This window comes from Sphingobium naphthae (genome assembly GCF_043589935.1).
Classification (GTDB): domain Bacteria; phylum Pseudomonadota; class Alphaproteobacteria; order Sphingomonadales; family Sphingomonadaceae; genus Sphingobium; species Sphingobium naphthae_A.
This window is the reverse complement of the sequence record NZ_CP171454.1, coordinates 1,259,642-1,286,096: the sequence shown is the minus strand read 5'-3', so window position 1 is coordinate 1,286,096 and position 26,455 is coordinate 1,259,642. Positions and strand designations below refer to the sequence as shown.

Sequence of the window (26,455 nt, the reverse complement as noted above, 5' to 3'; positions counted from 1 at the left end):
TGAGCCAGGCGTTCCGCGTATGCGCGCGGCGCTGGGCACAGGCCGAACGGATTAGGTCAGATCAGACGTTCGTCGCCTTGAAGAGGCGCGCGGGCGGTATCCCGAAAGTTGAAACACCATGCGTCCCATCCAAGCCGCACGCAGCCTGCCGCTGTGCGCCCTCATCCTTATCCTGTCCGTCCGCCCCGCTTTGGCCGAAGACGATGCCGAGCAGAGCGCGATCATCGTTACCGCCAACCCGGTCGTCGAGGCGGCTGCGGCGCGGGTCCAGCGTACGCCAGGCGGAGTCGATGTCGTTGCCGCCGATGCCTATGAAGACAAGCTCGCCGTGTCGCTGCGCGATGCGCTCGGCTTTTCGCCCGGCGTCTACACCCAGCCGCGTTTCGGGCAGGAAGTGCGCCTGTCGATTCGGGGGTCGGGCTTGTCGCGCGGCTATCATATGCGCGGGTTGACGCTGTTGCAGGATGGCATCCCGATCAACGCGGCCGACGACAATGGCGATTTCCAGGAGCTGGACCCGCAGGTCTTCCAGCATCTGGAGGTCTATCGCGGCGGCAACGCGCTGCGGCTGGGCGGTTCGACGCTGGGCGGCGCGATCAACGCGGTGACACCGACCGGGCGAAGCGCGCCGGGAGCCGAGCTGCGCATCGACGGCGGCAGCTTCGACACGTTGCGGGGCAAGATGGCCTATGGCTATGCCGATGACCATGGCGACGCCTATGCCGCCATCACAGCCGATCGATCCGACAGCGATCGCGCGCATGGCGATCGCAAGGCGTTGCGCTTCAACGGCAATGTCGGCCTGAAGCTGAGCGAGCGGGTGGAGACGCGCTTCTACGCCAGCGCGCAGACGATCCGCCAGCATCTGGCCGGCGCGCTGAGCGAGGCGGACGCGATCGCTCATCCGGGCAAGGGCAACTTTACCGGCGACCAGGCGCGCGACATTGATTCGATCCGGTTGCAGAATCGCACCACCGTGGCGTTGGATGGTGCGACGGTCGCGTTCGGCGTCTTTTTCAACGCCAAGCAACTGTTCCACCCAATTTATCAGGTGATCGACCAGAAGTCGGAAGATCGGGGCGTTTTCGCAAGCCTGGACATGAGCGGCGAACTGGGAGGCATGGCGGTCGCGCTGACGCTGGGCAGCCAGGCCCGCTTTGGCCGGACCATCGCGCGGCAGTTCGTCAATGTCGGCGGCCAGGCCGGCGCGACAACCGCGCATGCGGTGCAGAAGGCGCAGACCATCAACAGCTATGGCGAGGCGCGGATCGCGCCGGTGACGGACCTGTGGCTGGTGGCGGGCGGCGTCTACAGCCATGGCGAGCGCGCAATCGACAACCGCATGGCCCCCGCGCGCAGCGGCCGCGCGGAGTTCGACAGTTTCGCGCCCAAGATCGGCCTGCTGTACGAGCCGGGCGAGGCGCTGCAATTCTACGCCAATTACAGCCGCTCGGTGGAAATGCCGGGACTGGGCGAACTGAGCCAGGCGCCGGCGGGCGGCGCGCCGGGCTTCACCCCGGTCGGCCTGCAGAAGGCGTGGACGGCCGAAATCGGGACGCGGGGCCGGGTGGGGATCGCCGCCTGGGACATCAGTGTCTATCGCGCCGACATCGAAGGCGAGATGCTGCAATATAGCGTCGTTGCCGGCACCATCCCTGCGGCGACGTTCAACGCCGACCGCACCCGGCATCAGGGGATAGAGGCGGGGCTGGACCTCAACTTCGCGCCATGGGCGCGGTTGCGGCAGACCTATCAATATAGCGACTTTCGTTTCCGCAACGACATTCAGTTCGGCGACAATCGGCTGCCGGTGATCCCGCGCCATTTCTATCGTGCGTCTCTGACGCTGGGGACCGAGCGGCTGTCGGTGTCGCCAGCGGTCGAATGGCTGCCGCAGGGCGCCTGGGTCGACTATGCCAACACCAAGCGGGTCGGGGGCTATGCGATGCTGAACCTGTCCGCGCAGGCGCAGCTGCGCGATGGCGTGACGCTGTTCCTGGACGCGCGCAACCTGACCAAGGAGCGAGCGATCGGCGACATCAGCGCGCTGGTGCGCTATAACGCCGACGATCCGGCCACGGCGGCTGACGAAGGCAGCGTCGCTTTCTATCCCGTGGAGCGCCGCGCGATCTATGCCGGCATGCGGGCGCGCTTCTGATGGGTGCGGCGAGCGAGCAGGGCGCATTCTATCGCGCCATGTGGCGATGGCATTTCTATGCCGGGCTGATCGTGCTGCCGGTGCTGGCGCTGATGGCCGTGACCGGCGCGCTTTATCTCTACAAGCCCGAGCTGGAGGCGCTGGCCTATCCGGTGCGGTTGCCATCGGCGCAGGGGCCAATGCTGCCGCCATCGTGGATCGTGGCAGCGGCGGAGAAAGAAGCGGGCGCCAAGGCGACGCAGTTGCTGCGCCCGGCGAGCGACGCGGAAAGCTGGCGCGTGATCACGGGCACGGAGGGCGGCGGCACCATCACCCATTTCGTCGATCCGCGCGACGGGCGCGTGCTGGGCGCGATGCGCGACGGCGGCGTGATGCAGACGGTCAAGACGCTGCACAGCCTGACCATCGCCGGCCCGGTCGGCAATCGGTTGGTCGAAGTGGTGGCGGGATGGGCGATCATCCTGTGCGTCACCGGCCTGTATCTGCGCTGGCCCCGAAGCGGCCGGCCGGCGCTGGCGGTGCGGGGCAGCGTCAGGGGGCGGCTATTCTGGCGCGACCTGCATGGCACGCTGGGCTTCGCGTCGGCGACGCTGATCCTGTTCCTGGCGATCACCGGCATGCCCTGGACCGATGTCTGGGGCGGCGGGCTGCGCGCCGTGATCGCCGCCAACGGGGCCGGCCGTCCGCCGATGAAGGTCAATCCCTGGGCGCATGCGGCGAAGGAAGCGCTTCCCTGGACATTGCGGGAAAGAGATGCGCCTGTCGGGCATGCGGCGCGGGACATCGGCGTCGATGCGGTGGCCGAGATCGCGGCGCGACGAGGATTGCGTGCAGGCTATCAGCTGTTCCTGCCGGCTGAGCCCGGTGCGCCCTATCTGGTGACGGCCATGACGATCCGCGCCGATGATGCGCGCGCCATCACCATCGACGCGTCGAGCGGCGCGGTGGTGCAGGACATGAATTGGCGGCAGTTCGGCCGCGGCGCGCAGGTCGTGGAATGGGGGATCGCCACGCATCAGGGCCAGCAATATGGCGAGGCCAATCGGTTGTTGATGCTGGCAGGATGCCTGTGCCTGCTGCTCTTGTGCGTCACCGCCCCGGTCCTGTGGTGGAAAAGGCGGCGGGACGGCCGCTTGTCCGCGCCGCCCCCGGCCAGCCCAGGTGCGCGCCGGACGGTCGCAGGGCTGATGATCGCGCTGGGCGCGCTTTTCCCGCTCACTGGCCTGTCGATGCTGGCGGCGCTGGCGGGCGAGTGGATCGCGGGGCGGCTGCGTCGCGCCTAGTTTTCTTTCGGCCGGGGAGGGACTATGGGCTGCGCCCATGATCCGACTGTCCGGCCTGAAACTGCCCCTCGACCATGCGGCCGAGGCGATGCCCGCCGCCATCTGCCAGCGCCTGGAACTGGAGCCGCACGAACTGCGCGGACATAGTCTGGTGCGGCGGGGCAATGACGCGCGCCGCCGCAATGCCATCCAGCTCGTCTACACGCTGGACGTCGATGTCGCCGACGAAGATGCGGTGCTGGCGCGCTTTGCGAGCGATCATGACGTGCGGCCGACGCCCGATACCGGCTATCGCTTCGTGGCGCATGTGCCCGACGGCTGGCGCGGCAAACGGCCGGTGGTGATCGGCGCGGGGCCGTGCGGCCTGTTCGCAGGGCTGATCCTTGCCCAGATGGGATTTCGCCCGATCATTCTCGACCGCGGCAAGCCGGTGCGTGAGCGGACCAAGGATACCTGGGGACTGTGGCGGCGCGCCGAACTCAACCCCGACAGCAATGTCCAGTTTGGCGAGGGCGGGGCCGGCACCTTTTCCGACGGCAAGCTCTATTGCAGAGTGAAGGATCCGCGCTTCCTGGGCCGCAAGGTTCTGGAGGAATTCGTCGCCGCCGGTGCGCCGGACGACATATTGTGGGAAGCGCACCCCCATATCGGCACATTCCGCCTGGTTTCCATGGTCGAATCGATGCGTCGGCAGATCGAGGCGCTGGGCGGCGAATATCGATGGCAGACGCGGGTCGACGACCTGGTGCTGGAGCCCGCGAGCGACGGAGCGCAGCGACTGCGCGGCGTCGTCCTGCAGGACGGCAGCGTGATCGAGGCGGATCATGTCGTGCTGGCGATCGGGCACAGCGCTCGCCCGACATTCGAGATGCTGCACCGGCAGGGTGTGCATATGGAGGCCAAGCCCTTTTCCATCGGCGTGCGCATCGAGCATCCGCAAAGCTGGATCGATCGCGCGCGCTACGGGAATTGCGCTGGCCACCCGGACCTGGGCGCGGCGGCCTACAGCCTGGCGCATCATTGCGGCGATGGGCGGACCGTCTACAGTTTCTGCATGTGCCCGGGCGGGCGCGTGGTGGCCGCGACATCCGAGGAGGGGCGCGTCGTCACCAACGGGATGAGCCAGTATAGCCGGGCCGAGTTCAACGCCAATTCCGGTCTGGTCGTGGGCATCGATCCGGAACGCGACTATCCGGGCGGGCCGCTTGCCGGCATCGATTTCCAGCGCCATTGGGAAAGCCTGGCCTATGTGGCGGGCGGCTCCAGCTATTGGGCGCCGGGGCAGACGGTGGGCGATTTCCTCGCCGGGCGTCCTTCCACCTCGCTGGGATCGGTCGAGCCATCCTACAAGCCCGGCGTGACTCCGACGGACCTGGCGCAATGTCTGCCGCCCTTCGTGCTCGACGCCTTTCGCGAGGCGCTGCCGGTGTTTGGCCGGCAGATCGCCAATTACGATCATCCCGATGCGGTGATGACGGGGGTGGAAACCCGCACATCGTCCCCGGTGCGGATCACGCGCGGCAAGGATTTCCAGAGCCTGAATGTCGCAGGACTCTATCCGGCCGGCGAAGGGGCTGGCTATGCCGGCGGCATATTGTCGGCCGCGATCGACGGCATCAAGGTGGCGGAAGCCGCCGCCCTGGCCATGGCCGACGCGCCGGCGTAATGGATGCAGGGCGGCGGCGCCGTCCTGACATCGTTGCGGCATAAAAGGGTCATGCCCTTGTCGCGCAACGGTCGCGCCGTCGTCACGGCCGCGTCAAGGGCGCGTCATGCAGTCGGGCTATCCATCCGGCATGGTGACCCATATCGATCGCTGCGTGCGCATTTCCCCCGCCGACAAGGCGCGGCTGCGCCTTCTGTTCCTGGCCAAACATGCGCAGGCATCCGGCGCGCCCGATGCGGTGGACGGCAACCATGCCGTCTATCACCACGAGATGCGCACCACGCTGGAGGAGATCGGGCTCAATATCCGGGTCGCCAACAGCTATGAAGCGCTGTTCGAGCGGCCGGATGTCGACTTTGTCGTGACCCTGCTCAATCGCGGCGGATTCCAGAATAGCGAAATGATGGCGCCGCTGTTGCTGAGCTGGCGCGACATGCCCTTCATGGGCGCGAGCCCGATCCTGCGCGGCGTGTCCGACGACAAATATCTCAGCAAGCTGATCGCCAGCGCGCATGGCGTGCCAACGATGCCGGCGCAGATCTTCCGTCGCGGCGGGCTGGTGGCCGAACCGGCCTTCCGCGCCGAGCGGCTGGTGGTGAAGCCCAACGCGTCCTCCGCCTCCTGGGGCCTGGCGATGGTCGACAGCTGGGCCGAAGCGCAGGCGCAGATCGACTGTCTGCATGGGCAGGGTCATGACGTGCTGGTCGAAGCCTGGGCTCCGCTGCTCGACGTTGCCGTGCCGGTGGTGGGCGGCAGCGGCGGCCAGCCCTGGATCCTGCCGCCGATGATGTATGTGCCGGCCGATCCCCATCGCGCCCGCAGCCATGAAGAAAAGCGCGGGCTGATCGACGCGGGCGACGATCCGCTGGTGCTGGTCGAGGATCGCGCCCTGCTGACGCAGCTGGAGGACATGACTCGCCGGCTGCTGCCCGAATTATGGCCGTTCGACTATGGCCGGTTCGAATTCCGCTACGACCCGGTGAGCGGCGCGGCGCAGTTCATGGAAGTGAACCTGTCCTGCAATCTCTGGTCGAAGAAGACCATCTCGCGCTCTGCCCGGGCGATCGGCGTCGATCACCAGATGCTGGTCGAAACCATCATCGGTCACAGCCTGGAGCGACAGGGGCTGCTGACCGAGGCGCCGTTGCAGGTCGCGGCCTGATGTCGATGGGCATGGCAGGCCGGACGACGGCGCTGGTGCTGGCGGGCAAGCGCGACGGAGCGACCGATCCGCTGGCGCAGGGCGCGGGCGTCACCCACAAATGTCTGGTGCCCGTGGTCGGTCAGCCGATGCTGGTGCATGTCATCGACGCGCTCGCGGCCAGCGACAGGATCGGGCAGATCCGGGTGGCGATCGAGGAGCCGGCGGTGCTGGAGCAACTGCCGCAGCTGCGCGGGCTGATCGCGACTGGCCGGCTGGCGCCGATCGCGGCGCAGCCCAATCTGGTGGATTCGGTGCTGGCGGCGGCCGACGGCGCGGCCTTTCCGCTGCTCATCACCACCGCCGACAATGTGCTGCTGACGCCGGATTCGGTCGCCGAGATGCTGGAAGGCTGCAAGGCGCAGGGCGCAGCCGCCGCCATCGCCTTCACGCGCCGCGACTTCGTGCTGGCCGCGCACCCCGAGGGGCAGCGTAAATTCTATCGCTTCGCCGAGGACAGCTATTCCAATTGCAACACCTATTGGCTGAACGACCGGCAGGCGCTGGCCGCGGCCGAGACGTTCCGCAGCGGTGGTCAGTTCGTCAAGCATCCGATGCGCATCATCGGCGCGTTCGGCCTTCTGAACCTGATCCGTTTTCGGTTCGGCATCGGGACCTTGGCAGCGACCTTCGCACGCTTTTCGCGCCGTTTCCGTATGACCATAGCGCCGGTCATCCTGTCCGACGGCGCGGTGGCGATCGACGTGGACAATGAACGCTCGCACGGCGTCGCCACGCAGTTGCTGGAACGGCGCGCGCCGATGATGCAGGCTGCGGAGTAAATCTTGCTCACGATCCGCGCGGTCCCGCCCCGGGACGAGAATAGCCTGGTGGCCGCCTATCATGGCGGGCTGCGCGCGCATTGGGCCGCGCCCGAGCGCGCCTTGTCACTGGGGTTGGCCCGCATGGGTCGCGGCGGGTGGAGCCCGGCAGAGCGGATGTTGCTGCCCGACGCGGTGCGGCGATCGGGCTTGTCGATGCGCGACCGCAAGGGGCTGCACCGACTGCTCAACCCCGCCGCTTTCCCCTTCATCGCCAATTCGCTGAAGAACAAGCAATTATTCGCCACGGTCGCGGCGCAGGCGGACTTGCCGATCGCGCCATGCTGCGACCCTGGGGTGCAGGATCTGGCGGAATGGCTGGGACGCGAAACGGACATCATCGCCAAGCCCAGTTTCCGGTCCAAGGGGCAGGGGGTGGAACGTTACCAGCGCGAAGGCGCGACATGGCGCGGCGCGGCAGGGCCGATCAGCGACGGCGCCCTGCGCGCGCGGCTGGCGGAGCTGTGGCGCGAAGGCGGCGTCATTCAGCGACGGCTGCCGACTCATGCCGCGCTGGAAGCCTTGTCGCCCGGCGCATTGCCGACGCTGCGCGTCGTCACTTGCCTGGACGAGAGCGGAGCCCCTGAAGCCTGCGACCTGGCGCTGCGCCTGTCGGCGAGTGGCGCGCGGCCGGTCGACAATTTCAATGCCGGCAATCTGGTGCTGGGCATCGATACGCAGGGGACCTGCATGGCCGCCTGGCGCGGCGGCGCGATACGGCCGGCCGCGCATGAGCGGCACCCCGCCACGGGCGAGCGGATTGTCGGGACCAGCGTTCCCGACCTGCCGGAGGCGATCGCGCTGGCGCTGCGCGCGCACAAGGCGTTCGCGGGCTTCACGGTGATCGGCTGGGATGTCGGCCTGACCCGCGACGGACCGATGCTGATCGAAGGGAATTGGAATCCCGGCACTGACATATTGCAGCTGGTGAATGGCCAGGGCGTGTCGGATACGCGGCTGGGCGCGCTCTATCGCCATCATCTGGAGCGGCTGCCGGCCGAGCGCTGGCGCGGTGCGCAGGTGGTGGAATGGGATCGGCGCGGCCGTTGATCTGCATCTATGTTCATGCGCTGGTCGCAACCGGCGTCGTGCGCAACGCCCGGTTGATCGCGGCCGACCTAGCCGCGCAGGGCTATGCGGTGCAGCTGGTGACGGCGCTGCCCGGCGGCGAGGGCGTGCCGGGGGTCGTGCATCATGCCTTGCTGGCGCGTGTGGGGCGCTCCCGCCTGCGCGAAAAGGCCGATGCGGCGCTGGCGCTCAACCGGCATTTGCACGAACAGCGCCCGCGCCTGCTGATTTCCGCGGGCAATCATGGCCATGGCACCGCCTGGGCGGGAAGTCGGGGCATCAGCGATCTGCAGCGTGTCTACCGGGTCAGCAATGATATCATGCGCACCATTGCCGGCGCGCCCGCCGGAGGGGTGAAGCGTTGGGGCCGGATCGCGATGGCGCGGCTGGTGGCTGCCGATGCCGCGCATCTGGTGCTCGTGTCGCCGACGCTTGAGCTTACGCCGGCCTTCGCAGCGGCGCGCCGCAAGGGCCGCCTGAGCGTCATCGCCAATGGCATCGACGCGGCTGCGGCGCGGGCGCGGGTGGGGACGGAGGTGCCTCACCCTTGGCTCAGGAGCGGGACGCCCGTCATCCTGGCCATTGGCCGGCTGGCGCCGCAGAAGAATTTCGGCACCTTGCTGCGCGCCTTCGCTCTGCTGCGGCGGGAGCAGCCCGCACGCCTGCTGATCCTGGGGGAAAGCCGGGACGACGCGCGCGCGCGGCTGATGGCGCAAGCGGCGGACATGGGCCTCGCCGACGATCTTGCCCTGCCCGGAGCGGTCGACAATGTCTTTCCCTGGCTGGCCGCATGCGATGCGTTCGTGCTGCCATCCTGGTGGGAGGGCTCCGCCAATGTGCTGCTGGAGGCGATGGCCGTCGATGTGCCCTGCGTGGCGTCGCGCAGTGCTGGCAACGCCGCGCAATTGCTGGACGAAGGGCGCTGTGGAGTCCTTTTCGATCCGGCGGATGCGGGCGCTATGGCGCAAGCGCTGGCGAGGCAGATTGATCCCGCAACGCAGACGCGTCCGGGAACGCGGATAGAGGCGTTCGGCATGGAGGCCGTGTCCGCCGCCTGGGCGCAGCTCGCGCGTGTCCTGCTGGCCTAAAGGCCGACGGTTCAGCCCAGCAAACGCCAGCCCGCGATGACCAGCACGACGGCGAGCAGGGGCTGCAGCACGCGTTCGGGCACTTTGGACGCGAGCATCGACCCGATGATGATGCCGGGGATCGAGCCCGCCAGCAGGTTGAGGAGCAGCATCAGGTTGAAATTGCCGATCCACAAATGGCCGATGCCCGCGACCAGCGTCAGCGGCACGGCGTGGACGATATCGGTGGCGATCAGCCGCTGGAGCCGCATCCGTAGGGGATAGAGCGCCAGCAGCAGCGTCGCGCCCAGCGCGCCTGCGCCGACCGAGGTCAAGGTCACCATCGCCCCCAGCAGCGCGCCCGCCGCCACCGTGAGCCCCGCCTGATAGCGCAGGAACGTCTGCGCCGTATCCTTGCGGGCATGGACTGCCATATGATGGAACCGGCCGCGCAGCAGCGTGGCGAAGGCGGTCAGGATCAGCACGATGCCGAGCGCGTTCATGATGAGCCCGCCCTTGATCTGCTGCGCGTCGATCTGCGACAGCAGGATCAGAATGATGACGGCGGCGGGGAGGCTGCCCAGGCACAAACGCCGGATCACTTCATAGTCGGGCTTACCATCGGCTCCGCCATGATGATGATGGACGAAGCCGCCCACCGACTTCGTGATCGCTGCGAACCAGAGGTCGGTGCCGACCGCCGTCGTCGGCGCGACACCGAACAGCAGGATGAGGATCGGCGCCATCAGCGATCCGCCGCCAACGCCCGTCATGCCTACCATGACACCGACGAACAGTCCGGCGATCGCGTGCAGCCAATCCATTCACATCCCTGTCCAGATTCTTCTACTTGGAAGGCTGTAGCGACATGTCTTGTGCAAGGGGAGGCAAGATTTCGGTCTGCATTTCCGCCAACCGGGCGATGCATTTTCGTCCTGCCCTCCGACGACAGCAGCGCTCCGCTGCAGAAAAAGCCCGCCGGCGCATCGCTGCATCGGCGGGCTCTTCTTTGCGCCTGATTGATGACGCGATGGGCTTGGGAGCCGCTTCCTAGATAGGAAGCGGCTCCCGATTTTCAAAGGCCTCAGCCCTCGTCGCTCTTCTGCAGGTAATCGCCCGCGTCCGCGTCGGTGCCGTGGGTCTCGCCTTCGACCAGCGCCAGCGGATCGTCGCCGATCGCGGCTTCGGGACCCTGGGCCAGTTCGGCGGCATGTTCCTCGGCGGCGGTCTTCGGCGCGATCAGATGCGCTTCGTTCGACGCCCGCAGCGCGGCGCGCAGCGCCGCGTCACGCGACGAGGCGGCGACCCGCATGCGGTTCATGCCAGCGCCTGTACCCGCCGGGATCAGGCGGCCGACGATGACATTTTCCTTGAGGCCCACCAGCGTGTCCTTCTTGCCCTGGACCGCCGCTTCCGTGAGGACGCGGGTGGTTTCCTGGAAGGACGCGGCCGAGATGAAGGAGCGCGTCTGCAGCGAAGCCTTGGTGATGCCCAGCAGCACCGGCTTGCCTTCGGCCGGCTGCATGCCGGCGCCCAGCTTGGCGTTCACCTCGTCCATCTCCTCGCGGTCGACCTGCTCGCCCACCAGCAAAGTGGTGTCGCCCGACACGGTGATCTCGACCTTCTGCAGCATCTGACGAACGATCGTCTCGATATGCTTGTCGTTGATCTTCACGCCCTGCAAGCGATAGACTTCCTGGATTTCCGCGACCAGATATTCGGCCAGCGGCTCGATGCCGAGCACTTCCAGAATGTCATGAGGGTCGGGCGAACCACCGATCAGATTGTCGCCGCGCTTCACATAGTCGCCTTCCTGAACGTCGATCACCTTGCTCTTGGGGATCAGATATTCGACCGGCTCGCCGCCATCCTCGGGATTGATGGCGATCTTGCGCTTCGCCTTGTAATCCTTGAGGAATTGGACGCGGCCCGACACCTTGGCGATGATGGCGTTGTCCTTGGGCTTGCGCGCTTCGAACAGTTCGGCGACGCGCGGCAGACCGCCGGTGATGTCGCGGGTCTTGGCCGCTTCACGGCTGACACGCGCCAGCACGTCACCGGCCTGCACCTGCGCACCATCGTCGACCGACAGGGTCGCACCGATCGCCAGCATGTAGCGAGCCGCTTCCCCCGACTGGTCGTCGAGCAGGGTCAGGCGCGGACGCAGATCCTCCTTCGAGCGAGCCGAGCCACGGAATTCCGTGACCACGCGCTGGGCGATGCCGGTCGCTTCGTCGGTCTGCTCGGTCAGCGTCTTGCCGTCGATCAGGTCCTGATACTTCACGATACCCGGCTTTTCGGTGATCACCGGCATGGTGAACGGATCCCATTCGGCGATCCGGTCGCCCTTGGTCACCGCGGCGCCATTTTCGAACAGGATCGTCGCGCCATAGGGCAGGCGATGAGTCGCGCGCTCGCGGCCCTCGCTGTCGATGATCGCGATCTCGCCGTTGCGGGCGAGGCTCAGGCGACGGCCATTCTTGTCGGTGATGGTCGGCATGTCGCGCAGTTCGATCGTGCCGTCCGCAACGCTTTCCAGGTTTGACGTTTCGTTGAAGTTCGCCGCGCCGCCGATGTGGAAGGTCCGCATGGTGAGCTGCGTGCCCGGTTCACCGATCGACTGGGCCGCGATGACGCCGACGGCTTCACCGATATTGACCGGCGTACCACGGGCCAGGTCACGGCCATAGCATTTGGCGCACACGCCCATCTTGCTTTCGCAGATGAGGGGACTGCGAATCTTCACCGCCTGCGTGCCGATCGCCTCGATCTGCGCGATCATCGGCTCGTCCAGCAGCGTGCCGATCGGAATTACCACGCTATTGTCCTTGGTGTCGACGATGTCCTCGGCCGTGGTGCGGCCCAGGATGCGCTCGCCCAGCGAAGCGATGACGCTGCCGCCCTGGACGATCGCCTTCATCTCCAGCGCCTTTTCGGTGCCGCAATCCTCCTCGACGACGGTGCAGTCCTGGCTGACGTCCACCAGACGGCGGGTCAGGTAACCCGAATTCGCCGTCTTGAGAGCGGTGTCGGCCAGACCCTTGCGGGCGCCGTGGGTGGAGTTGAAATATTCAAGGACGGTCAGGCCTTCCTTGAAGTTCGAGATGATGGGCGTTTCGATGATCTCGCCCGAGGGCTTCGCCATCAGGCCGCGCATGCCCGCCAGCTGCTTCATCTGCGCCTGGCTGCCACGCGCACCCGAATGAGCCATCATGTAGATCGAATTGATCGGCGCCATCCGGCCCGTCTTGGGGTCCTTGGGCTGGGCCTTGATCTCGTCCATCATCGCGTTGGCGACCTGATCGCCGCAACGCGACCAGGCGTCGATCACCTTGTTGTACTTTTCCTGCTGGGTGATCAGGCCGTCCTGATATTGCTGCTCATAGTCGGCCACCAGCGCCTTGGTCTCGTCGACCATGGTCACCTTGCTGTCGGGGATGACCATGTCGTCCTTGCCGAAGCTGATGCCGGCCTGGAACGCGTGGCGGAAGCCCAGCGCCATGATGGCGTCGGCGAACAGCACCGTGTCCTTCTGGCCGGTGTGGCGATAGACCTGGTCAATGACGTCGCCGATTTCCTTCTTGGTGAGAAGGCGGTTGACGACATCGAAGGGCACGCGATGCGACTTGGGCAGGCATTCGCCCAGCAGCATGCGACCGGGGGTGGTCTCATACCGCTTCATATACTGGTTGCCATTCTCGTCGGTCTGGGGAACGCGGCTGACGATCTTGGAATGCAGCGTGACCGCCTTGGCATAGAGCGCCTGGTGAACTTCCTGCATGTCGGCCAGCAGCATGCCTTCGCCCGGCTCGCCTTCGCGCTCCATCGACAGATAATAGATGCCCAGCACCATGTCCTGCGACGGCACGATGATCGGCTTGCCGTTCGCGGGCGACAGGATGTTGTTGGTCGACATCATCAGCACGCGCGCTTCCAGCTGGGCTTCCAGGCTCAGCGGGACGTGCACGGCCATCTGGTCACCGTCAAAGTCGGCGTTGAAGGCCGAGCAGACGAGCGGATGCAGCTGGATCGCCTTGCCCTCGATCAGGACCGGCTCGAACGCCTGAATGCCCAGACGGTGCAGGGTGGGCGCGCGGTTCAGCATCACCGGATGCTCGCGGATCACCTCGTCCAGAATGTCCCAGACTTCCTTGCGCTCCTTCTCGACCCACTTCTTCGCCTGCTTCAGGGTCATGGACAGACCCTTGGCGTCGAGGCGGGCGTAGATGAACGGCTTGAACAGTTCGAGCGCCATCTTCTTCGGGAGGCCGCACTGGTGCAGCTTGAGCTCAGGCCCGGTCACGATCACCGAACGACCCGAATAGTCGACGCGCTTGCCGAGCAGGTTCTGGCGGAAGCGGCCCTGCTTGCCCTTGAGCATGTCGGACAGCGACTTGAGCGGACGCTTGTTCGCGCCGGTGATGACGCGGCCGCGGCGGCCATTGTCGAACAGGGCGTCGACCGCTTCCTGCAGCATGCGCTTTTCATTGCGCACGATGATGTCGGGCGCGCGCAGCTCCATCAGACGCTTGAGGCGATTGTTGCGGTTGATGACGCGGCGGTAGAGGTCGTTGAGGTCCGACGTCGCGAAGCGGCCGCCGTCCAGCGGCACCAGCGGGCGCAGTTCGGGCGGAATGACCGGCACGACGTCCAGGATCATCCATTCGGGGCGATTGCCCGACTCCAGGAAGCTCTCGACGACCTTCAGGCGCTTGATGATCTTCTTGGGCTTCAGCTCCGACTTGGTCGTCGCCAGTTCCTCGAGCAGGATCTGCTTCTCGCCTTCCAGGTCGAGGTCCATCAGCATCTGCTTGACCGCTTCCGCGCCGATGCCGGCGGAGAAGGCGTCTTCGCCATATTCGTCCTGCGCGTCGAGCAGTTCGTCCTCGGTCAGCAGCTGGAACTTCTCCAGCGGGGTGAGGCCAGGCTCGGTGACGATATAGCTTTCGAAATAGAGCACGCGCTCCAGCTGCTTCAATTGCATGTCGAGCAGCAGGCCGATGCGGCTCGGAAGCGACTTCAGGAACCAGATATGCGCGACGGGCGCTGCCAGTTCGATATGGCCCATCCGCTCGCGGCGGACCTTCGACACCGTGACTTCGACACCGCACTTCTCGCAGACGATGCCCTTATACTTCATGCGCTTATACTTGCCGCACAGGCATTCATAATCCTTGATGGGACCAAAGATGCGCGCGCAGAACAGGCCGTCACGCTCGGGCTTGAACGTGCGATAGTTGATCGTTTCCGGCTTCTTGATCTCGCCGAAGGACCAGGACCGGATGCGCTCGGGCGAGGCGAGGCCGATCTGGATCTGGTCGAAGGTTTCCGGCTTCTGGACCGGGTTCGCGAAATTGGTCAGTTCGTTCATTTGATAGCTCCTAAGCCAAAGGCTTCAGGTCAAAATTCTTCCGTTCGTCCTGAGCAGGGACTCAGGACGAACGATCATGGCATCGATCCCGGCTTATTCCGCCGCCGCCGCGAAGCCGTCGTCATCCTCGACCTCGTCCATGGACGCGAGTTCGACGTTGAGGCCCAGCGAGCGCATTTCCTTGACGAGCACGTTGAAGCTTTCCGGGATGCCGGCCTCGAACGTGTCGTCGCCCTTGACGATCGCTTCGTAGACCTTGGTGCGGCCGACCACGTCGTCGGACTTCACCGTCAGCATTTCCTGCAGCGTGTAGGCGGCGCCATAGGCCTGGAGCGCCCACACCTCCATCTCACCGAAGCGCTGGCCGCCGAACTGCGCCTTACCGCCCAGCGGCTGCTGGGTGACGAGGCTGTAGGGGCCGATGGAACGAGCGTGGATCTTGTCATCGACCAGGTGGTGGAGCTTGAGCATATAGATGATGCCCACGGTCACCTTGCGGTCGAACTTGTCGCCCGTGCGGCCGTCATACAGATCCGACTGACCCGACGCGTCGAGACCCGCCAGTTCCAGCATCCGCGACACGTCGGCTTCCCGAGCGCCATCGAATACCGGCGTCGCCATCGGGACGCCGCGGCCCAGATGTTCAGCCAGGTCGACGATCTGTTCGGCGTCACGCCGTTCGATCTGATCGACATATTGCTCGCCATAGGCGTCGAGCAGCCGCTGCTTGACCGCGTCCGGCATCGCGCCCGCTTCCGCGTTCGGATTGGCCTCGCGCCAGTCTTCCAGAGCATGCTTGATCTGCTGGCCAAGGCCGCGCGCGGCCCAACCCAGATGCGTCTCGAAGATCTGCCCGACATTCATGCGGCTCGGCACACCCAGCGGGTTGAGCACGATGTCGACATGCGTGCCGTCCTCCAGGAACGGCATGTCCTCGATCGGCAGGATGCGGCTGATGACGCCCTTGTTGCCGTGACGGCCGGCCATCTTGTCGCCCGGCTGCAGCTTGCGCTTCACCGCGACGAACACCTTGACCATCTTGAGCACGCCCGGGGGCAGCTCGTCGCCGCGCTGCAGCTTGTCGACGCGATCCTCGAACTTCTCGACGATCAGCTTCACCGCTTCGTCATACTGCGCCTTGACGGCTTCGATGCCGGCCTGGCGCTGGTCGTCCTCGACGGCGAACTTCCACCATTCGTGACGCTCGACCTCGCCCAGCAGGGCTTCGTCGATGACCACGCCCTTCTTGACGCCCTTGGGCGCGGCGGAAGCGGTCTGGCCCAGCAGCATTTCCTGCAGGCGGTTGAACGTTGCGCGATTGAGGATCGCGCGTTCGTCCTCGCGGTCCTTGGCCAGGCGGTCGATTTCCTCCCGCTCGATCGCCATGGCACGCTCGTCCTTGTCGATGCCGTGGCGGTTGAAAACGCGCACTTCCACAACCGTGCCGGCGACGCCCGGGGGCAGGCGCAGAGACGTGTCGCGCACGTCGCTCGCCTTTTCACCGAAGATCGCGCGCAGCAGCTTTTCTTCCGGCGTCATCGGCGATTCACCCTTGGGGGTGATCTTGCCGACCAGAATGTCGCCCGGCTCCACTTCGGCGCCGATATAGACGATGCCCGCCTCGTCGAGATTGCGCAGCGCTTCCTCGCCGACGTTGGGGATGTCGCGGGTGATGTCTTCCGGGCCCAGCTTGGTGTCGCGGGCCATGACCTCGAACTCCTCGATGTGGATCGAGGTGAAGACGTCATCCTTCACGATCCGCTCGGAGATCAGGATGGAGTCTTCGTAGTTGTAGCCGTTCCAGGGCATGAACGCGACCAGCGTGTTGCGGCCCAGCGCCAGCTCGCCAAACTCGGTCGACGGGCCGTCGGCGATGACGTCGCCGGCTTCGATCAGGTCGCCGACATTCACCAGCGGGCGCTGGTTGATGCAGGTGTCCTGGTTCGACCGCTGGAATTTCTGCAGCGTGTAGATGTCGACGCCCGACTGGCCGGGTTCGACATCGCCGGTGGCGCGGATGACGATACGGGTGGCGTCGACCTGGTCGACGATGCCCGCGCGCTTGGCGGTGATCGCCGCGCCCGAATCGCGCGCGACCGTGCCTTCCATGCCGGTGCCGACGAACGGCGCCTCGGCGCGGACCAGCGGCACCGCCTGGCGCTGCATGTTGGAACCCATCAGCGCGCGGTTGGCGTCGTCATTCTCCAGGAAGGGGATGAGCGAAGCCGCGACCGACACCAGCTGCTTGGGGCTGACGTCCATCAGCGTGATATGGTCCTTGGGCGCCATCAGGAATTCGCCCGCTTCGCGCGCGGAGATCAGATCCTCGGCGAAGCTGCCATCCTCGTTCAGCTCGGCGTTCGCCTGCGCGATCGTGTGCTTGGCCTCTTCCATGGCGGACAGGTAGACGACCTCGCCCGACACCTTGCCATCGACCACCTTGCGATAGGGGGTTTCGATGAAGCCATATTTGTTGACGCGGCTGAACGTCGCAAGGCTGTTGATCAGACCGATGTTGGGGCCTTCGGGCGTTTCGATCGGGCAGATGCGGCCATAATGGGTGGGGTGAACGTCGCGGACTTCGAAGCCGGCGCGCTCGCGGGTCAGGCCGCCCGGCCCAAGCGCCGACACGCGGCGCTTGTGGGTGACTTCCGACAGCGGGTTGGTCTGGTCCATGAACTGCGACAGCTGCGAGGAGCCGAAGAACTCACGCACCGCGGCCACGGCCGGCTTGGCGTTGATCAGGTCGTTCGGCATCACCGTCGACACGTCGACGCTCGACATGCGCTCCTTGACCGCGCGCTCCATGCGCAGCAGGCCGACGCGATACTGGTTCTCCAGCAATTCGCCGACCGAACGGACGCGACGGTTGCCGAGATTGTCGATATCGTCGATCTCGCCCTTGCCGTCCTTCAGGTTCACCAGTTCCTTGACCACGGCCAGGATGTCCTCGGTCCGCAGCGTGGTGACGGTGTCCTCTGCGTCGAGGTCGAGACGCATGTTCATCTTGACGCGGCCGACGGCCGACAGGTCATAGCGTTCGGGATCGAAGAACAGGCCGGCGAAGAGCGCGTCGGCGGTCTCGCGCGTCGGCGGTTCGCCGGGGCGCATGACGCGGTAGATGTCGGCCAGCGCCTGGTCGCGGTCCTCGGCCTTGTCGGCCTTGAGCGTGTTGCGGATCCAGGGACCGGTCGACACATGATCGATGTCCAGCAGTTCCAGCCGGTCGATGCCGGCCTTGTCCAGCTTTTCGAGATTTTCCGGTGACACTTCGTCGCCCGCCTCGATATAGATTTCGCCGGTGCTCTCGTTGATCAGGTCATAGGCGCTGTAGCGGCCATAAACTTCCTCGGTCGGGATCAGCAGCGTTTCGAGGCCATCCTTCTCCGCCTTGTTGGCTGCGCGCGGGCTGATCTTCTGACCGGCGGCGAACACGACTTCGCCCGACTTGGCGTCGACGATGTCGAAGGCCGGCTTCATGCCGCGCCAGGCTTCGGCGACATAGGGGATCTGCCAGCCGCCTTCGCCGCGCAGGAACACGACCTTGTTGTAGAACTGGGCCAGAATGTCTTCGGCAGTGAGGCCAAGGGCATAGAGCAAGGCCGTGACCGGCAGCTTGCGCTTGCGGTCGATGCGGACGTTGACGATGTCCTTGGCGTCAAATTCGAAATCGAGCCACGACCCGCGATAGGGGATGACGCGCGCGGCGAATAGATATTTGCCCGACGAGTGAGTCTTGCCGCGATCATGGTCGAACAGGACGCCCGGCGAACGGTGCATCTGGCTGACGATCACGCGTTCTGTGCCGTTGACGATGAAGGTGCCGTTCTGCGTCATGAGCGGCATGTCGCCCATGTAGACGTCCTGCTCCTTGATATCGAGCACCGACCGGGTTTCGGTGTCCTGGTCGACTTCGAACACGATCAGGCGCAGCGTGACGCGCATCGGCGCCGCATAGGTGATGCCGCGCTGACGGCATTCTTCGACGTCATATTTCGGCTCTTCCAGCTCGTAATGGACGAAGTCCATTTCGGCGGTGCCGGCGAAGTCGCGGATCGGGAAGACGCTGCGCAGCGTCTTTTCCAGGCCCGACACATAGCCGATCTTGGGGTCGGACCGCAGGAACTGTTCGTAGCTCTCCCTCTGAACCTCGATCAGGTTCGGCATCTGCACCACTTCGTGGATGTCGCCGAACACCTTGCGGATGCGCTTTTTCGCGCCGGTGTTGCTGATGGGGGGAAGAGCCTTGGTCGCCATGCGTGTCCTGCCTGTACCTGTCTAAGAGGTCGTCTGTTCGTCGCGTTTTTCCGCATCGCGGCGGAATTTCAGTCAGAGGCCATGAGCGGGACGGGGTGATTCGCCCATCCTGCCCACGCAAAAAAGTGCGGGCCGGGACTGTCCGATCCGCACTGCAGCGTCTGTGAAACCCGCGAAAACCGCCCTATTCCTGCCGCCGGTCGTGCGCAACGCGACCGGGGCGCCCGAGCGATCCGGGCGCGGCGCTCAATGTCCAGGGGACATCATTCGCCGACTTGCGAACGGCCCATATAGTCCTGGGGCAGGGACTTGTGAAGGGGGAACGCGCGATTTGCCCAGCGGTTTCATTTGCATGGCAGACAGTGACGACAGCAGGCCCGGTCGACTGGACCTGGCGCAGGACCGCACCGACCTGGCGGAGGATCGCACGGTCCTGGCGCATGAGCGCAGCTTTGCCGGCTGGGTGCGCACCGGCATGGCGTCGGTCGGCATCGGCCTTGGCTTTCATGCGCTGTTCCAGGCGCTGCGCCCACTCTGGGTGTCGCAGGCGATCGCCTCGGCCTTCCTCCTCATCGCCATCTTCATCTTCCTCTCGGCCGAGCGGCGCGCCTGTGCGATTATCCGCCGGCTGGAAAGCCACCAGGTCGCGGCCTTCAAGCCCATGCGCATCCGCCTGCTGACCTGGTCCTTGGTGCTGGCGACAACTGCGCTGCTCGCGGCCATCTGGCTGCTGATTGGGAAATAGCGCGACCGGGGCGGACCTCTCGGCCGAAACAGGCGTTCAGCCGGCGCGATGCAGCGCCTCTGGTTCATCTCCAATATCCGGTCCGGATCGGCGACGCAGGCCGGCTGCGAGGCGATCGAGGCCGTTTGCGCGGAAAAGGGGCTGGCGCTCGCCGGCCGTTCGCGCTTTCCCGACGATCCGCTGCCCGACCCGGCCGAACTGGACGCCGCGCGCGTCGATACGCTGATGCTCTTTGCCGGGGACGGCACGATCAACGCAGGTTTGTGCCATTATGCCGACTGGGACGGCGCCATATTGGTGCTGCCCGGCGGAACGATGAACCTGCTGGCCAAGACGCTGCATGGCGACAGCGCGCCGGCCGACATCATCCATGCCGCGCATCTGCGCCAGCATCGCGTCGCCTTGCCCTTTGCGGAGGCGGGGCGGCTGCGCGCCTTTGTCGGCCTTATCGTCGGGCCGGCGGCGCATTGGGTGCGCGCTCGCGAAGCCGCGCGGGAAGGGCGGTTCGCCCGGCTGTTGCGCGCCGCCATGCAGGCCTGGCGGCGGACCTTCGGCGATCATGTTCGCATCACCGGCGTGCCGGGCCTTGGCCGCCGCTATCAGGCGATCCTCGCCACTCCTGGCGCGGACGGACTGGCCGTCGCCGGGATCGACGCGCGGGACTGGCGCGCCATCATCGAACTGGGCTGGGACTGGCTGAAGGGCGACTGGATGGCCGCGCGCGCCGTCACGGCCACCCGGGCGACGGACTTCACTGTCGTGGGGCGCAAGCCCGTGCTTGCCCTGTTCGACGGCGAGCCTGAACGCCTGCCGCCCGGCACGCGCATCCGCGGCGGCATGACGCGTCCCTTCTTCCTCGCGACGCAGGAGCCGCCGCCATGATTCGCCTCTTCCATGTCAGCGACCTGCATTTCGGCGCAGAGGACAGGGCTGCGCTCGACTGGTTCGCCGCGCGCGTGGCGGCCGACCAGCCCGACGCCGTCATCGTCACTGGCGACCTCACCATGCGCGCGCGCCATAGCGAATTTGCCGCGGCGGCCGAATGGCTGAAGGGTCTGGGCCGGCCGCTCACCGTGGAAGTAGGCAATCACGACATCCCCTATTTCAACCTGTTCGCGCGCTTCGTCCGCCCCTATCGCCGCTACCAGGCGATCGAACGGCTGATCGAGCGGCCGATCGACCTTCCGGGCCTCAGCATCGTGCCGCTCAAGACCACTGCGCGCTTTCAGTTCCGTCTCAACTGGTCGAAGGGCGTGGTGAGCGACGCCAGCCTGCGCGCCGCGCTCGCCGAGATCGACGCAGCGCCGGCCGACGCCATGATCCTCGTGGCCTGCCACCATCCGCTGCTGGAGGGCGGCACGGCCATGCATTCGCGCACGCGCGGCGGCAAGGCGGCGCTGGAGGTGCTGGGGCGGGCAGGGGCGCATGCGGTGCTGAGCGGCCATGTCCATGACCCCTTCGATCTGCCGGCGCCGGCCGGCGGCCGCACCCTGCGCCTGATCGGCGCCGGAACCCTCTCCGAACGCACGCGCGAAACCCGCCCGTCCTTTAACGAACTGCGCATCGAAGGAAAGGCGCTGGAAACGCGCGTCCATGCGATGGACTAGCCTTCCGGGCGCGAACGTTCCTCAGATCACGCGCTCTCTTAAAGAGAGCGCACTTCAGGCGAAAAGCCTCCGCTCCGCCTTGATCGCGGCGACCAGCCGGTCCAGTTCCGCGCTGCTGTTGAACAAGGCGGGCGTCACGCGCAGCACCGGCCCGCTCGCAAGCCCCGCCTTCGCCACCACCAGCAGCCGATATTTGTCGAGGAACAGCTTGGCCGCCTTCTTCGCGTCGTCCGGCCCACGCATGCCCGGCAGGCGGAACCCGGTCACCGCGCCATATCGCCCCGGCTCGTCGGGCAGCATGATCTCCAGCCCGGGCACGTCGCGCACGCGGTCCACCCAATAGTCGCGCAGCCGCAGCAGGTGGCGATGCTTGGCCTCCAGCCCGATCACATCCTGCATCGCGATGGCGCTCGGCACCGTCAGCCGCGCGGCGAAGTCGACCGTGCCGGTGGGGATGCGCGCGCGGATGTCGTCCGCTTCGTGAATGCGGTTGCCCAGCCACGGGGAGATGTCCTGCAGCCGATCCTTCGCGATATAGACGCCGCCGGTGCCAAGCGGCGCGGCCAGCCATTTGTGCAGCGAAAATCCAATGAAGTCCGCGCCCGTTTCCGCCACGGTGAAGGGGATGTGACCGACCGCCTGAGCGCTGTCCAGGATCACGTCGACGCCGCGTGCCTTGGCCATGGCGACGATCGCCTTGACCGGCGGCACCAGCCCGTTGCGATTGGACAGATGCGTCAGCAACAGCAGCTTGGCGCGCGGCGTGTCCCGCAAAATCTTCTCATAGGCGGCCAGGATATTGGCCTGCGTATGCGGCTCGGGCAGGGAAAAGCGCACCAGTCGCGCCCCCCGGCTCTGCGCCAGATAGTCGCAGGCGAACTGCATCTCGTCATAATCGACATCGGCGTAGATTACTGCGTCGCCCGCGCGCAGCGGCGCATAATTGGCGATCAGCGCATAAAGCGCTTCGGTCCCGCCAGCGGACAGGGCGATTTCCGGCGTCGTCGCGCCCAGCATCTTCGCCACCGCCGCGCGCGATGCGTCCAGTTCGGCATCGCGCGGGTGACCCGGCGACCCGCCGCGCAGGAACAGCGCATGATTGCGGTTCACCCATTCGGATCGGGCGCGATAGGCGGCCTGCACTGGCCGCGTCATCACGCCATAATAAGCCGCGTCGAAGGTCGCGAAATCGCGCCGTACGTCATAGAGGGGAAGGAGGGCGGCCTGCGCCGCATCGAAATCGGCCATGTCGCCATCGAAGCGGAAGAGCGGGTCGGCGGGCCAGTCGTCGCTGCCGCTGGCCGCGAATGTCGGACGGGCCGCCATGGCCATCCCCAGCGCGCCACCCATCATGCCACCCGACCCGCTCAGGAAATTCCGTCTTGAAACCATCGACGCTCGCACTCCATTTGGCAATGCTATATCGTAACGAAGCAATTCCGCGAAGCCGCCATGTCGATGCGCGACATTAACCCGTGGGCGATGGCTCCGGCGGCACGGTGATAACCGGCGTGATCTTTACCGTTTCGAACCGTTCCTTGCGTCTGACGCCAGCCAATCCCGCGTCGCTCCCAGCCGCGGGCGCAGCGGCTTTCGGCAAGCGCTCGCGCATGCACTGGGTTTTGATGGGACGGCGGACGAGCGCGCAGTTCCAGAGCGCACGCTGCAGACCGCTGGCTGTGTCATGAATATAGGAAAAGCGCATGGCGGACAGGTCGTCCAGGGTGAGCGGCAATTGCTCGGGCGCTTCGGCAGGAGTCCACCCCATGATGCGGCACCGGGGACGTCCGGCACAAAAAGTCTGCGCGCTGGCGGGCCAATCGTCGGGCTTGCTGCCCTGCGGGAGCGCGACGACGAAGCTGCGTGCGTCCGCCAACGCGATCAATCGGACCCCGCCGACGCTTTTGCCGATCTGATCCAGTCCGATAGCGCGACGAACCTGCGCGGCCAGGGCGTCCGCGCTCTCATTGCCGCGCAGTTCCGGATTGAGCGCAGGTGGGTCGACCGCGCGGTGAACCAAGGAGAATGGCATCAGTTTCGCGATCAGCGGCTCGCCGCCTCTGGGCGCAAATCGGAAGGCGGGCGGCGTCCCCCACCAGCCGCGCCAGCGGAAGAAGAGATGCGTTCCCACCGATGTGATCTTGTCCAGACTGCCGCTCCAATAGGGCACGACCCAGTCGGTATGATAATGGGTGGCGTAGCCGACCGGCTTGTAGACCTTGCCCGCCAGCGCCGCTCTTGCGATCTCGCGCGCCCGGCTCCAGGCTGCGGGGCCGGGCGTGCGCGCCAGCGCCCCGTCGCAGGTGAAGGTGAACTGGCAGCCGGTTCGCCGCTCCTGCCCCTGGAACACGACTCCGCACACCGTCTTGGGAAAGGCGGGATGGCGCACCCGGTTCAGCACGACCTGCGCCACCGCCTGCTCGCCGACCGCATCGTCTCCGGCCTCATAGAGTTCCGCCGCCGCCAGGCAGTCGATCGCCCGCGCCAGATCCTCCTCCGACCCGGAAAAGACGAACGGCCGCGCCGCCGGATTGGCGAGGCGGGAAAAGGGCACCGCCGCGTTGAACCGGCGCGCCTCGTCCCGGTCCAGCGCATAGACCTCCACCGGCTCGACGGGCGGCGGCGGGGTCGGCGGCCGCACCCTCCGTACCGCGACCGCACGATGCGACCGCGGCGCTTGCGCGCTGTCGCCCGCGCGCGTTTCCCAGCCGGCCACCGCCATCGGCAGCCCGATCAGGATCAGCGCCCAGGTGATCCAGGCGAGCGGGGAGGGGGCGTCGGCGCGCGCAGGCATGAAGGCGACTTACTCCGGCAGGAAATCGGGCACCGACAGGTAACGCTCGCCGGTGTCATAGTTGAAGCCCAGCAGCCGGCTGCCCGCCGGCAGCTCCTTCAGCTTCTGCGCGATGCCGGCCAGGGTTGCGCCGGACGAGATGCCGACGAGCATCCCTTCCTCGCGCGCGGCGCGGCGGGCATAGTCCTTGGCATCGGCCGGATCGACCTGCACCACGCCGTCCAGCAGCTGGGTATGCAGGTTCGCCGGGATGAAGCCCGCGCCAATGCCCTGGATCGGGTGCGGGCCGGGCTGACCGCCGCTGATGACGGGCGACAGCGTCGGCTCGACCGCGAAGACCTTCATTGCCGGCCACTGCTTCTTGAGCACTTCGGCGACGCCTGTGATGTGGCCGCCCGTTCCCACGCCCGTCACCAGCGCATGAATCGGCGCATCGGCGAAATCGGCCAGGATTTCCTGCGCGGTGGTGCGCACATGCACGTCGATATTGGCGGGATTTTCGAACTGCTGCGGCATCCAGCTGCCCGGCGTCTGCGCAACCAGTTCCAGCGCGCGCTCGATCGCGCCCTTCATCCCCTTTTCGCGCGGCGTCAGGTCGAAGCTGGCGCCATAGGCCAGCATCAGCCGCCGCCGCTCGATCGACATGCTTTCGGGCATCACCAGCACCAGCTTGTAACCCTTGACCGCCGCCACCATGGCCAGGCCCACGCCGGTATTGCCCGACGTCGGTTCGATGATGGTGCCGCCCGGCTTCAGTTCGCCCGACGCCTCCGCCGCCTCGATCATGGCGAGCGCGATGCGGTCCTTGATCGACCCGCCGGGGTTCGACCGTTCCGACTTGATCCACACTTCGGTGCCTGCGGGCGCATCGCCGAACAGGCGCTGCATCCGGATATGCGGCGTATGGCCGACGGTTTCGAGTATCGTGGCTGCTTTCATGATGCCTTCTCCTGGCTGATTTCCGCGCGCCCGATGTCGGGTGGATCGAAGCTACGTGCAAGACGCAATTCTGGAAAGAGGCGCGACCATAGCAGGGTGATGATGATCGCGCCGACGCCCCCGCCGATCACTGCGGCGACCGGCCCGACCAGCGCGGCGAGAAAGCCCGATTCCGCCTCACCCAGTTCGTTGGAGGCGGATATGGTGAGTTGCGACAGGCTCGACACGCGGCCGCGCATCGCGTCGGGCGTGTGAAGCTGCACCAGCGACTGGCGCACGAACACGGACACCATGTCCGCGCCGCCCAGCACGACCAGCGCGCCCAGGCTCACCTCCATCGCAAGGTCGCGCGGCAGGAAGGCGGTGCAGCCGAAGATGATGGTCGCGATCCCGAACAGGATCACCGCGCCCAGCATCTTCAATCCCACTTCGCGCTTCATTGGGCGGAAGGAGAACCACAGGGCCGTCAGCCCCGCGCCGATCCCCGGTGCGGCGGCCAGATGCCCCAGGCCCGCCGATCCGACATGCAATATGTCGCGGGCATAGACCGGCAGCAGCGCCGTCGCCCCGGCCAGCAGCACCGCAAACAGGTCCAGCGTGATCGTCGCCAGCACCAGCCGGTTGCCCTTTACATAGGTGAAGCCGTCGATCATCTGGCGGATCGGGTGACGCCCCATGTCGCGCGGCGGCTGCGGCACTGGCCCGATCATCAGCATCGCGCACAGCGCCACGGCGAACAGGCCCGCCGCCAAGGCATAGGCGCCCCAGGGAGTCGCTGCATAGGCATAGCCGCCCAGCGCCGGCCCGGCGATCATGCCGACCTGCCACACGACCGACGATATGGCGATCGCATTGGGCAGCACCGCCACCGGCACCAGATTGGGCGCGAGCGCGCCATAGGCCGGCCCGTTGAAGGCACGGGCGATCCCCACCACCACCGCCATGCTGAAGATCAGCGGCAGGCTGACCCAGCCTTCATAGGTGGCAAAGGCCAGCAGCGCTGACGCTGTCGTCAACAGCGCCAACGTCACGCGCGTGATGATCCGCCGGTCATAATGATCCGCCACCCAGCCGGTGACGGGCGTCAGGAAGAACAGCGGCAGGAACTGCGCCAGCCCGATCAGCCCCAGCTGCGCCGATGCGCCTGCGGTCGTCATCGTTTCGCGCGCGATATTATAGGCCTGCCACCCCAGCACGATCATCATGCCATATTGCGCCAGCACCGCCGCCAGCCGGCCGACCAGATAGGCCCGGAAATTGGCAAAGCGCAGTGGGTGGCGGGGCAGGGCGTCGGGCTCGGTCATGCCCGCGCCTTAGCCGGGGCAGGGGAGCCGGGCAACGGCCGCGCGCATGGCAATGCCACTCGCGGCCTAGGGCCTTCGATGGAGCGGACGCGCTGATTTTTACCGCTTGCTAATGCAGGGTCGGGCGATGGTTGGAACAGCTATTGCAAATTATTCGCATTGTGATTAGCGGGC

Annotated in this window: 17 protein-coding genes; 10 read left to right on the top strand and 7 right to left on the bottom strand. The window is 66.3% G+C overall.

From position 1 onward, the window contains the following. The first annotated feature begins 118 nt into the window (after window positions 1-118). The 7 genes from ACGGKE_RS06260 to ACGGKE_RS06230 all read left to right on the top strand — a co-directional run bounded on the left by ACGGKE_RS06260 (window position 119) and on the right by ACGGKE_RS06230 (window position 9,285). Entirely contained in the window at window positions 119-2,158 is a 2,040-nt protein-coding gene (locus ACGGKE_RS06260; protein ID WP_394441050.1) for a TonB-dependent receptor family protein, read from the top strand. Further along, window positions 2,158-3,441, top strand: coding sequence for a PepSY-associated TM helix domain-containing protein (locus tag ACGGKE_RS06255; RefSeq protein ID WP_394441047.1), 1,284 nt, complete (start codon window positions 2,158-2,160; stop codon window positions 3,439-3,441). The genes ACGGKE_RS06260 and ACGGKE_RS06255 overlap by 1 nt, the downstream gene beginning before the upstream one ends. Before the next feature lie 37 nt (window positions 3,442-3,478). Then, window positions 3,479-5,107 (top strand): NAD(P)/FAD-dependent oxidoreductase, encoded by a 1,629-nt coding sequence (locus ACGGKE_RS06250; RefSeq protein ID WP_394441044.1) that lies wholly within the window; start codon window positions 3,479-3,481, stop codon window positions 5,105-5,107. 130 nt (window positions 5,108-5,237) lie between these two features. Further along, window positions 5,238-6,269 (top strand): phosphoribosylglycinamide synthetase, encoded by a 1,032-nt coding sequence (locus ACGGKE_RS06245; protein WP_394441041.1) that lies wholly within the window; start codon window positions 5,238-5,240, stop codon window positions 6,267-6,269. A gap of 11 nt (window positions 6,270-6,280) precedes the next feature. Then, window positions 6,281-7,090, top strand: coding sequence for an NTP transferase domain-containing protein (locus ACGGKE_RS06240; RefSeq protein WP_394441038.1), 810 nt, complete (start codon window positions 6,281-6,283; stop codon window positions 7,088-7,090). Window positions 7,091-7,093: 3 nt separating this feature from the next. Further along, on the top strand, window positions 7,094-8,179 hold the full coding sequence (locus tag ACGGKE_RS06235) for a sugar-transfer associated ATP-grasp domain-containing protein (RefSeq protein ID WP_394441034.1): 1,086 nt from the start codon (window positions 7,094-7,096) through the stop codon (window positions 8,177-8,179). Beyond that, window positions 8,176-9,285, top strand: coding sequence for a glycosyltransferase (locus tag ACGGKE_RS06230; protein ID WP_394441031.1), 1,110 nt, complete (start codon window positions 8,176-8,178; stop codon window positions 9,283-9,285). Before ACGGKE_RS06235 ends, ACGGKE_RS06230 begins: the two co-directional genes overlap by 4 nt. Before the next feature lie 11 nt (window positions 9,286-9,296). Here ACGGKE_RS06230 and ACGGKE_RS06225 read toward each other — a convergent pair whose 3' ends face one another. From ACGGKE_RS06225 to rpoB, 3 genes are all read right to left on the bottom strand, one after another. Further along, window positions 9,297-10,088 (bottom strand): sulfite exporter TauE/SafE family protein, encoded by a 792-nt coding sequence (locus ACGGKE_RS06225; RefSeq protein WP_394441029.1) that lies wholly within the window; start codon window positions 10,086-10,088, stop codon window positions 9,297-9,299. Window positions 10,089-10,348: 260 nt separating this feature from the next. Then, window positions 10,349-14,635: a DNA-directed RNA polymerase subunit beta' gene (rpoC, locus tag ACGGKE_RS06220; protein ID WP_394441026.1), complete on the bottom strand. Its 4,287-nt coding sequence runs from the start codon at window positions 14,633-14,635 to the stop codon at window positions 10,349-10,351. 93 nt (window positions 14,636-14,728) lie between these two features. Then, on the bottom strand, window positions 14,729-18,892 hold the full coding sequence (gene rpoB / locus ACGGKE_RS06215) for a DNA-directed RNA polymerase subunit beta (protein ID WP_394441023.1): 4,164 nt from the start codon (window positions 18,890-18,892) through the stop codon (window positions 14,729-14,731). A 352-nt stretch (window positions 18,893-19,244) separates the two neighbouring features. Between rpoB and ACGGKE_RS06210 the strand changes: the two genes are divergently transcribed. The 3 genes from ACGGKE_RS06210 to ACGGKE_RS06200 are packed head-to-tail and all read left to right on the top strand — an operon-like array spanning window position 19,245 to window position 21,244. Continuing rightward, window positions 19,245-19,637, top strand: a complete 393-nt coding sequence (locus tag ACGGKE_RS06210) for a YidH family protein (protein WP_394441020.1) — start codon at window positions 19,245-19,247, stop codon at window positions 19,635-19,637. Between the two features lie 48 nt (window positions 19,638-19,685). Beyond that, window positions 19,686-20,519 carry a diacylglycerol/lipid kinase family protein gene (locus tag ACGGKE_RS06205; protein ID WP_394441017.1) on the top strand — a complete coding sequence of 278 codons (834 nt, stop codon included), beginning with the start codon at window positions 19,686-19,688 and terminating at the stop codon, window positions 20,517-20,519. Next, window positions 20,516-21,244, top strand: coding sequence for a metallophosphoesterase family protein (locus ACGGKE_RS06200; RefSeq protein ID WP_394441013.1), 729 nt, complete (start codon window positions 20,516-20,518; stop codon window positions 21,242-21,244). The genes ACGGKE_RS06205 and ACGGKE_RS06200 overlap by 4 nt, the downstream gene beginning before the upstream one ends. Window positions 21,245-21,298: 54 nt before the next feature. Here ACGGKE_RS06200 and ACGGKE_RS06195 read toward each other — a convergent pair whose 3' ends face one another. The 4 genes from ACGGKE_RS06195 to ACGGKE_RS06180 all read right to left on the bottom strand — a co-directional run bounded on the left by ACGGKE_RS06195 (window position 21,299) and on the right by ACGGKE_RS06180 (window position 26,281). Next, a complete protein-coding gene (locus ACGGKE_RS06195) occupies window positions 21,299-22,636 on the bottom strand; it encodes an aminotransferase class V-fold PLP-dependent enzyme (protein ID WP_394441010.1) in 1,338 nt (445 codons plus the stop codon). A gap of 76 nt (window positions 22,637-22,712) precedes the next feature. Then, window positions 22,713-24,038, bottom strand: a complete 1,326-nt coding sequence (locus ACGGKE_RS06190; protein WP_394441007.1) for a cell wall hydrolase — start codon at window positions 24,036-24,038, stop codon at window positions 22,713-22,715. A 9-nt stretch (window positions 24,039-24,047) separates the two neighbouring features. Then, entirely contained in the window at window positions 24,048-24,977 is a 930-nt protein-coding gene (gene cysK / locus ACGGKE_RS06185) for a cysteine synthase A (protein ID WP_394441005.1), read from the bottom strand. After that, window positions 24,974-26,281, bottom strand: a complete 1,308-nt coding sequence (locus ACGGKE_RS06180) for an MFS transporter (protein WP_394441002.1) — start codon at window positions 26,279-26,281, stop codon at window positions 24,974-24,976. Before ACGGKE_RS06180 ends, cysK begins: the two co-directional genes overlap by 4 nt. Window positions 26,282-26,455: the final 174 nt, after the last annotated feature.

Bases quoted from the DNA above. Each gene is read 5' to 3' on its own strand.
- ACGGKE_RS06260 (WP_394441050.1), top strand. From the start codon at position 119: ATGCGTCCCATCCAAGCCGCACGCAGCCTGCCGCTGTGCGCCCTCATC.
- ACGGKE_RS06255 (WP_394441047.1), top strand. From the start codon at position 2,158: ATGGGTGCGGCGAGCGAGCAGGGCGCATTCTATCGCGCCATGTGGCGA.
- ACGGKE_RS06250 (WP_394441044.1), top strand. From the start codon at position 3,479: ATGATCCGACTGTCCGGCCTGAAACTGCCCCTCGACCATGCGGCCGAG.
- ACGGKE_RS06245 (WP_394441041.1), top strand. From the start codon at position 5,238: ATGGTGACCCATATCGATCGCTGCGTGCGCATTTCCCCCGCCGACAAG.
- ACGGKE_RS06240 (WP_394441038.1), top strand. From the start codon at position 6,281: ATGGCAGGCCGGACGACGGCGCTGGTGCTGGCGGGCAAGCGCGACGGA.
- ACGGKE_RS06225 (WP_394441029.1), bottom strand. From the start codon at position 10,088: ATGGATTGGCTGCACGCGATCGCCGGACTGTTCGTCGGTGTCATGGTA.
- rpoC (WP_394441026.1), bottom strand. From the start codon at position 14,635: ATGAACGAACTGACCAATTTCGCGAACCCGGTCCAGAAGCCGGAAACC.
- rpoB (WP_394441023.1), bottom strand. From the start codon at position 18,892: ATGGCGACCAAGGCTCTTCCCCCCATCAGCAACACCGGCGCGAAAAAG.
- ACGGKE_RS06210 (WP_394441020.1), top strand. From the start codon at position 19,245: ATGGCAGACAGTGACGACAGCAGGCCCGGTCGACTGGACCTGGCGCAG.
- ACGGKE_RS06205 (WP_394441017.1), top strand. From the start codon at position 19,686: ATGCAGCGCCTCTGGTTCATCTCCAATATCCGGTCCGGATCGGCGACG.
- ACGGKE_RS06200 (WP_394441013.1), top strand. From the start codon at position 20,516: ATGATTCGCCTCTTCCATGTCAGCGACCTGCATTTCGGCGCAGAGGAC.
- ACGGKE_RS06195 (WP_394441010.1), bottom strand. From the start codon at position 22,636: ATGGTTTCAAGACGGAATTTCCTGAGCGGGTCGGGTGGCATGATGGGT.
- ACGGKE_RS06190 (WP_394441007.1), bottom strand. From the start codon at position 24,038: ATGCCTGCGCGCGCCGACGCCCCCTCCCCGCTCGCCTGGATCACCTGG.
- cysK (WP_394441005.1), bottom strand. From the start codon at position 24,977: ATGAAAGCAGCCACGATACTCGAAACCGTCGGCCATACGCCGCATATC.
- ACGGKE_RS06180 (WP_394441002.1), bottom strand. From the start codon at position 26,281: ATGACCGAGCCCGACGCCCTGCCCCGCCACCCACTGCGCTTTGCCAAT.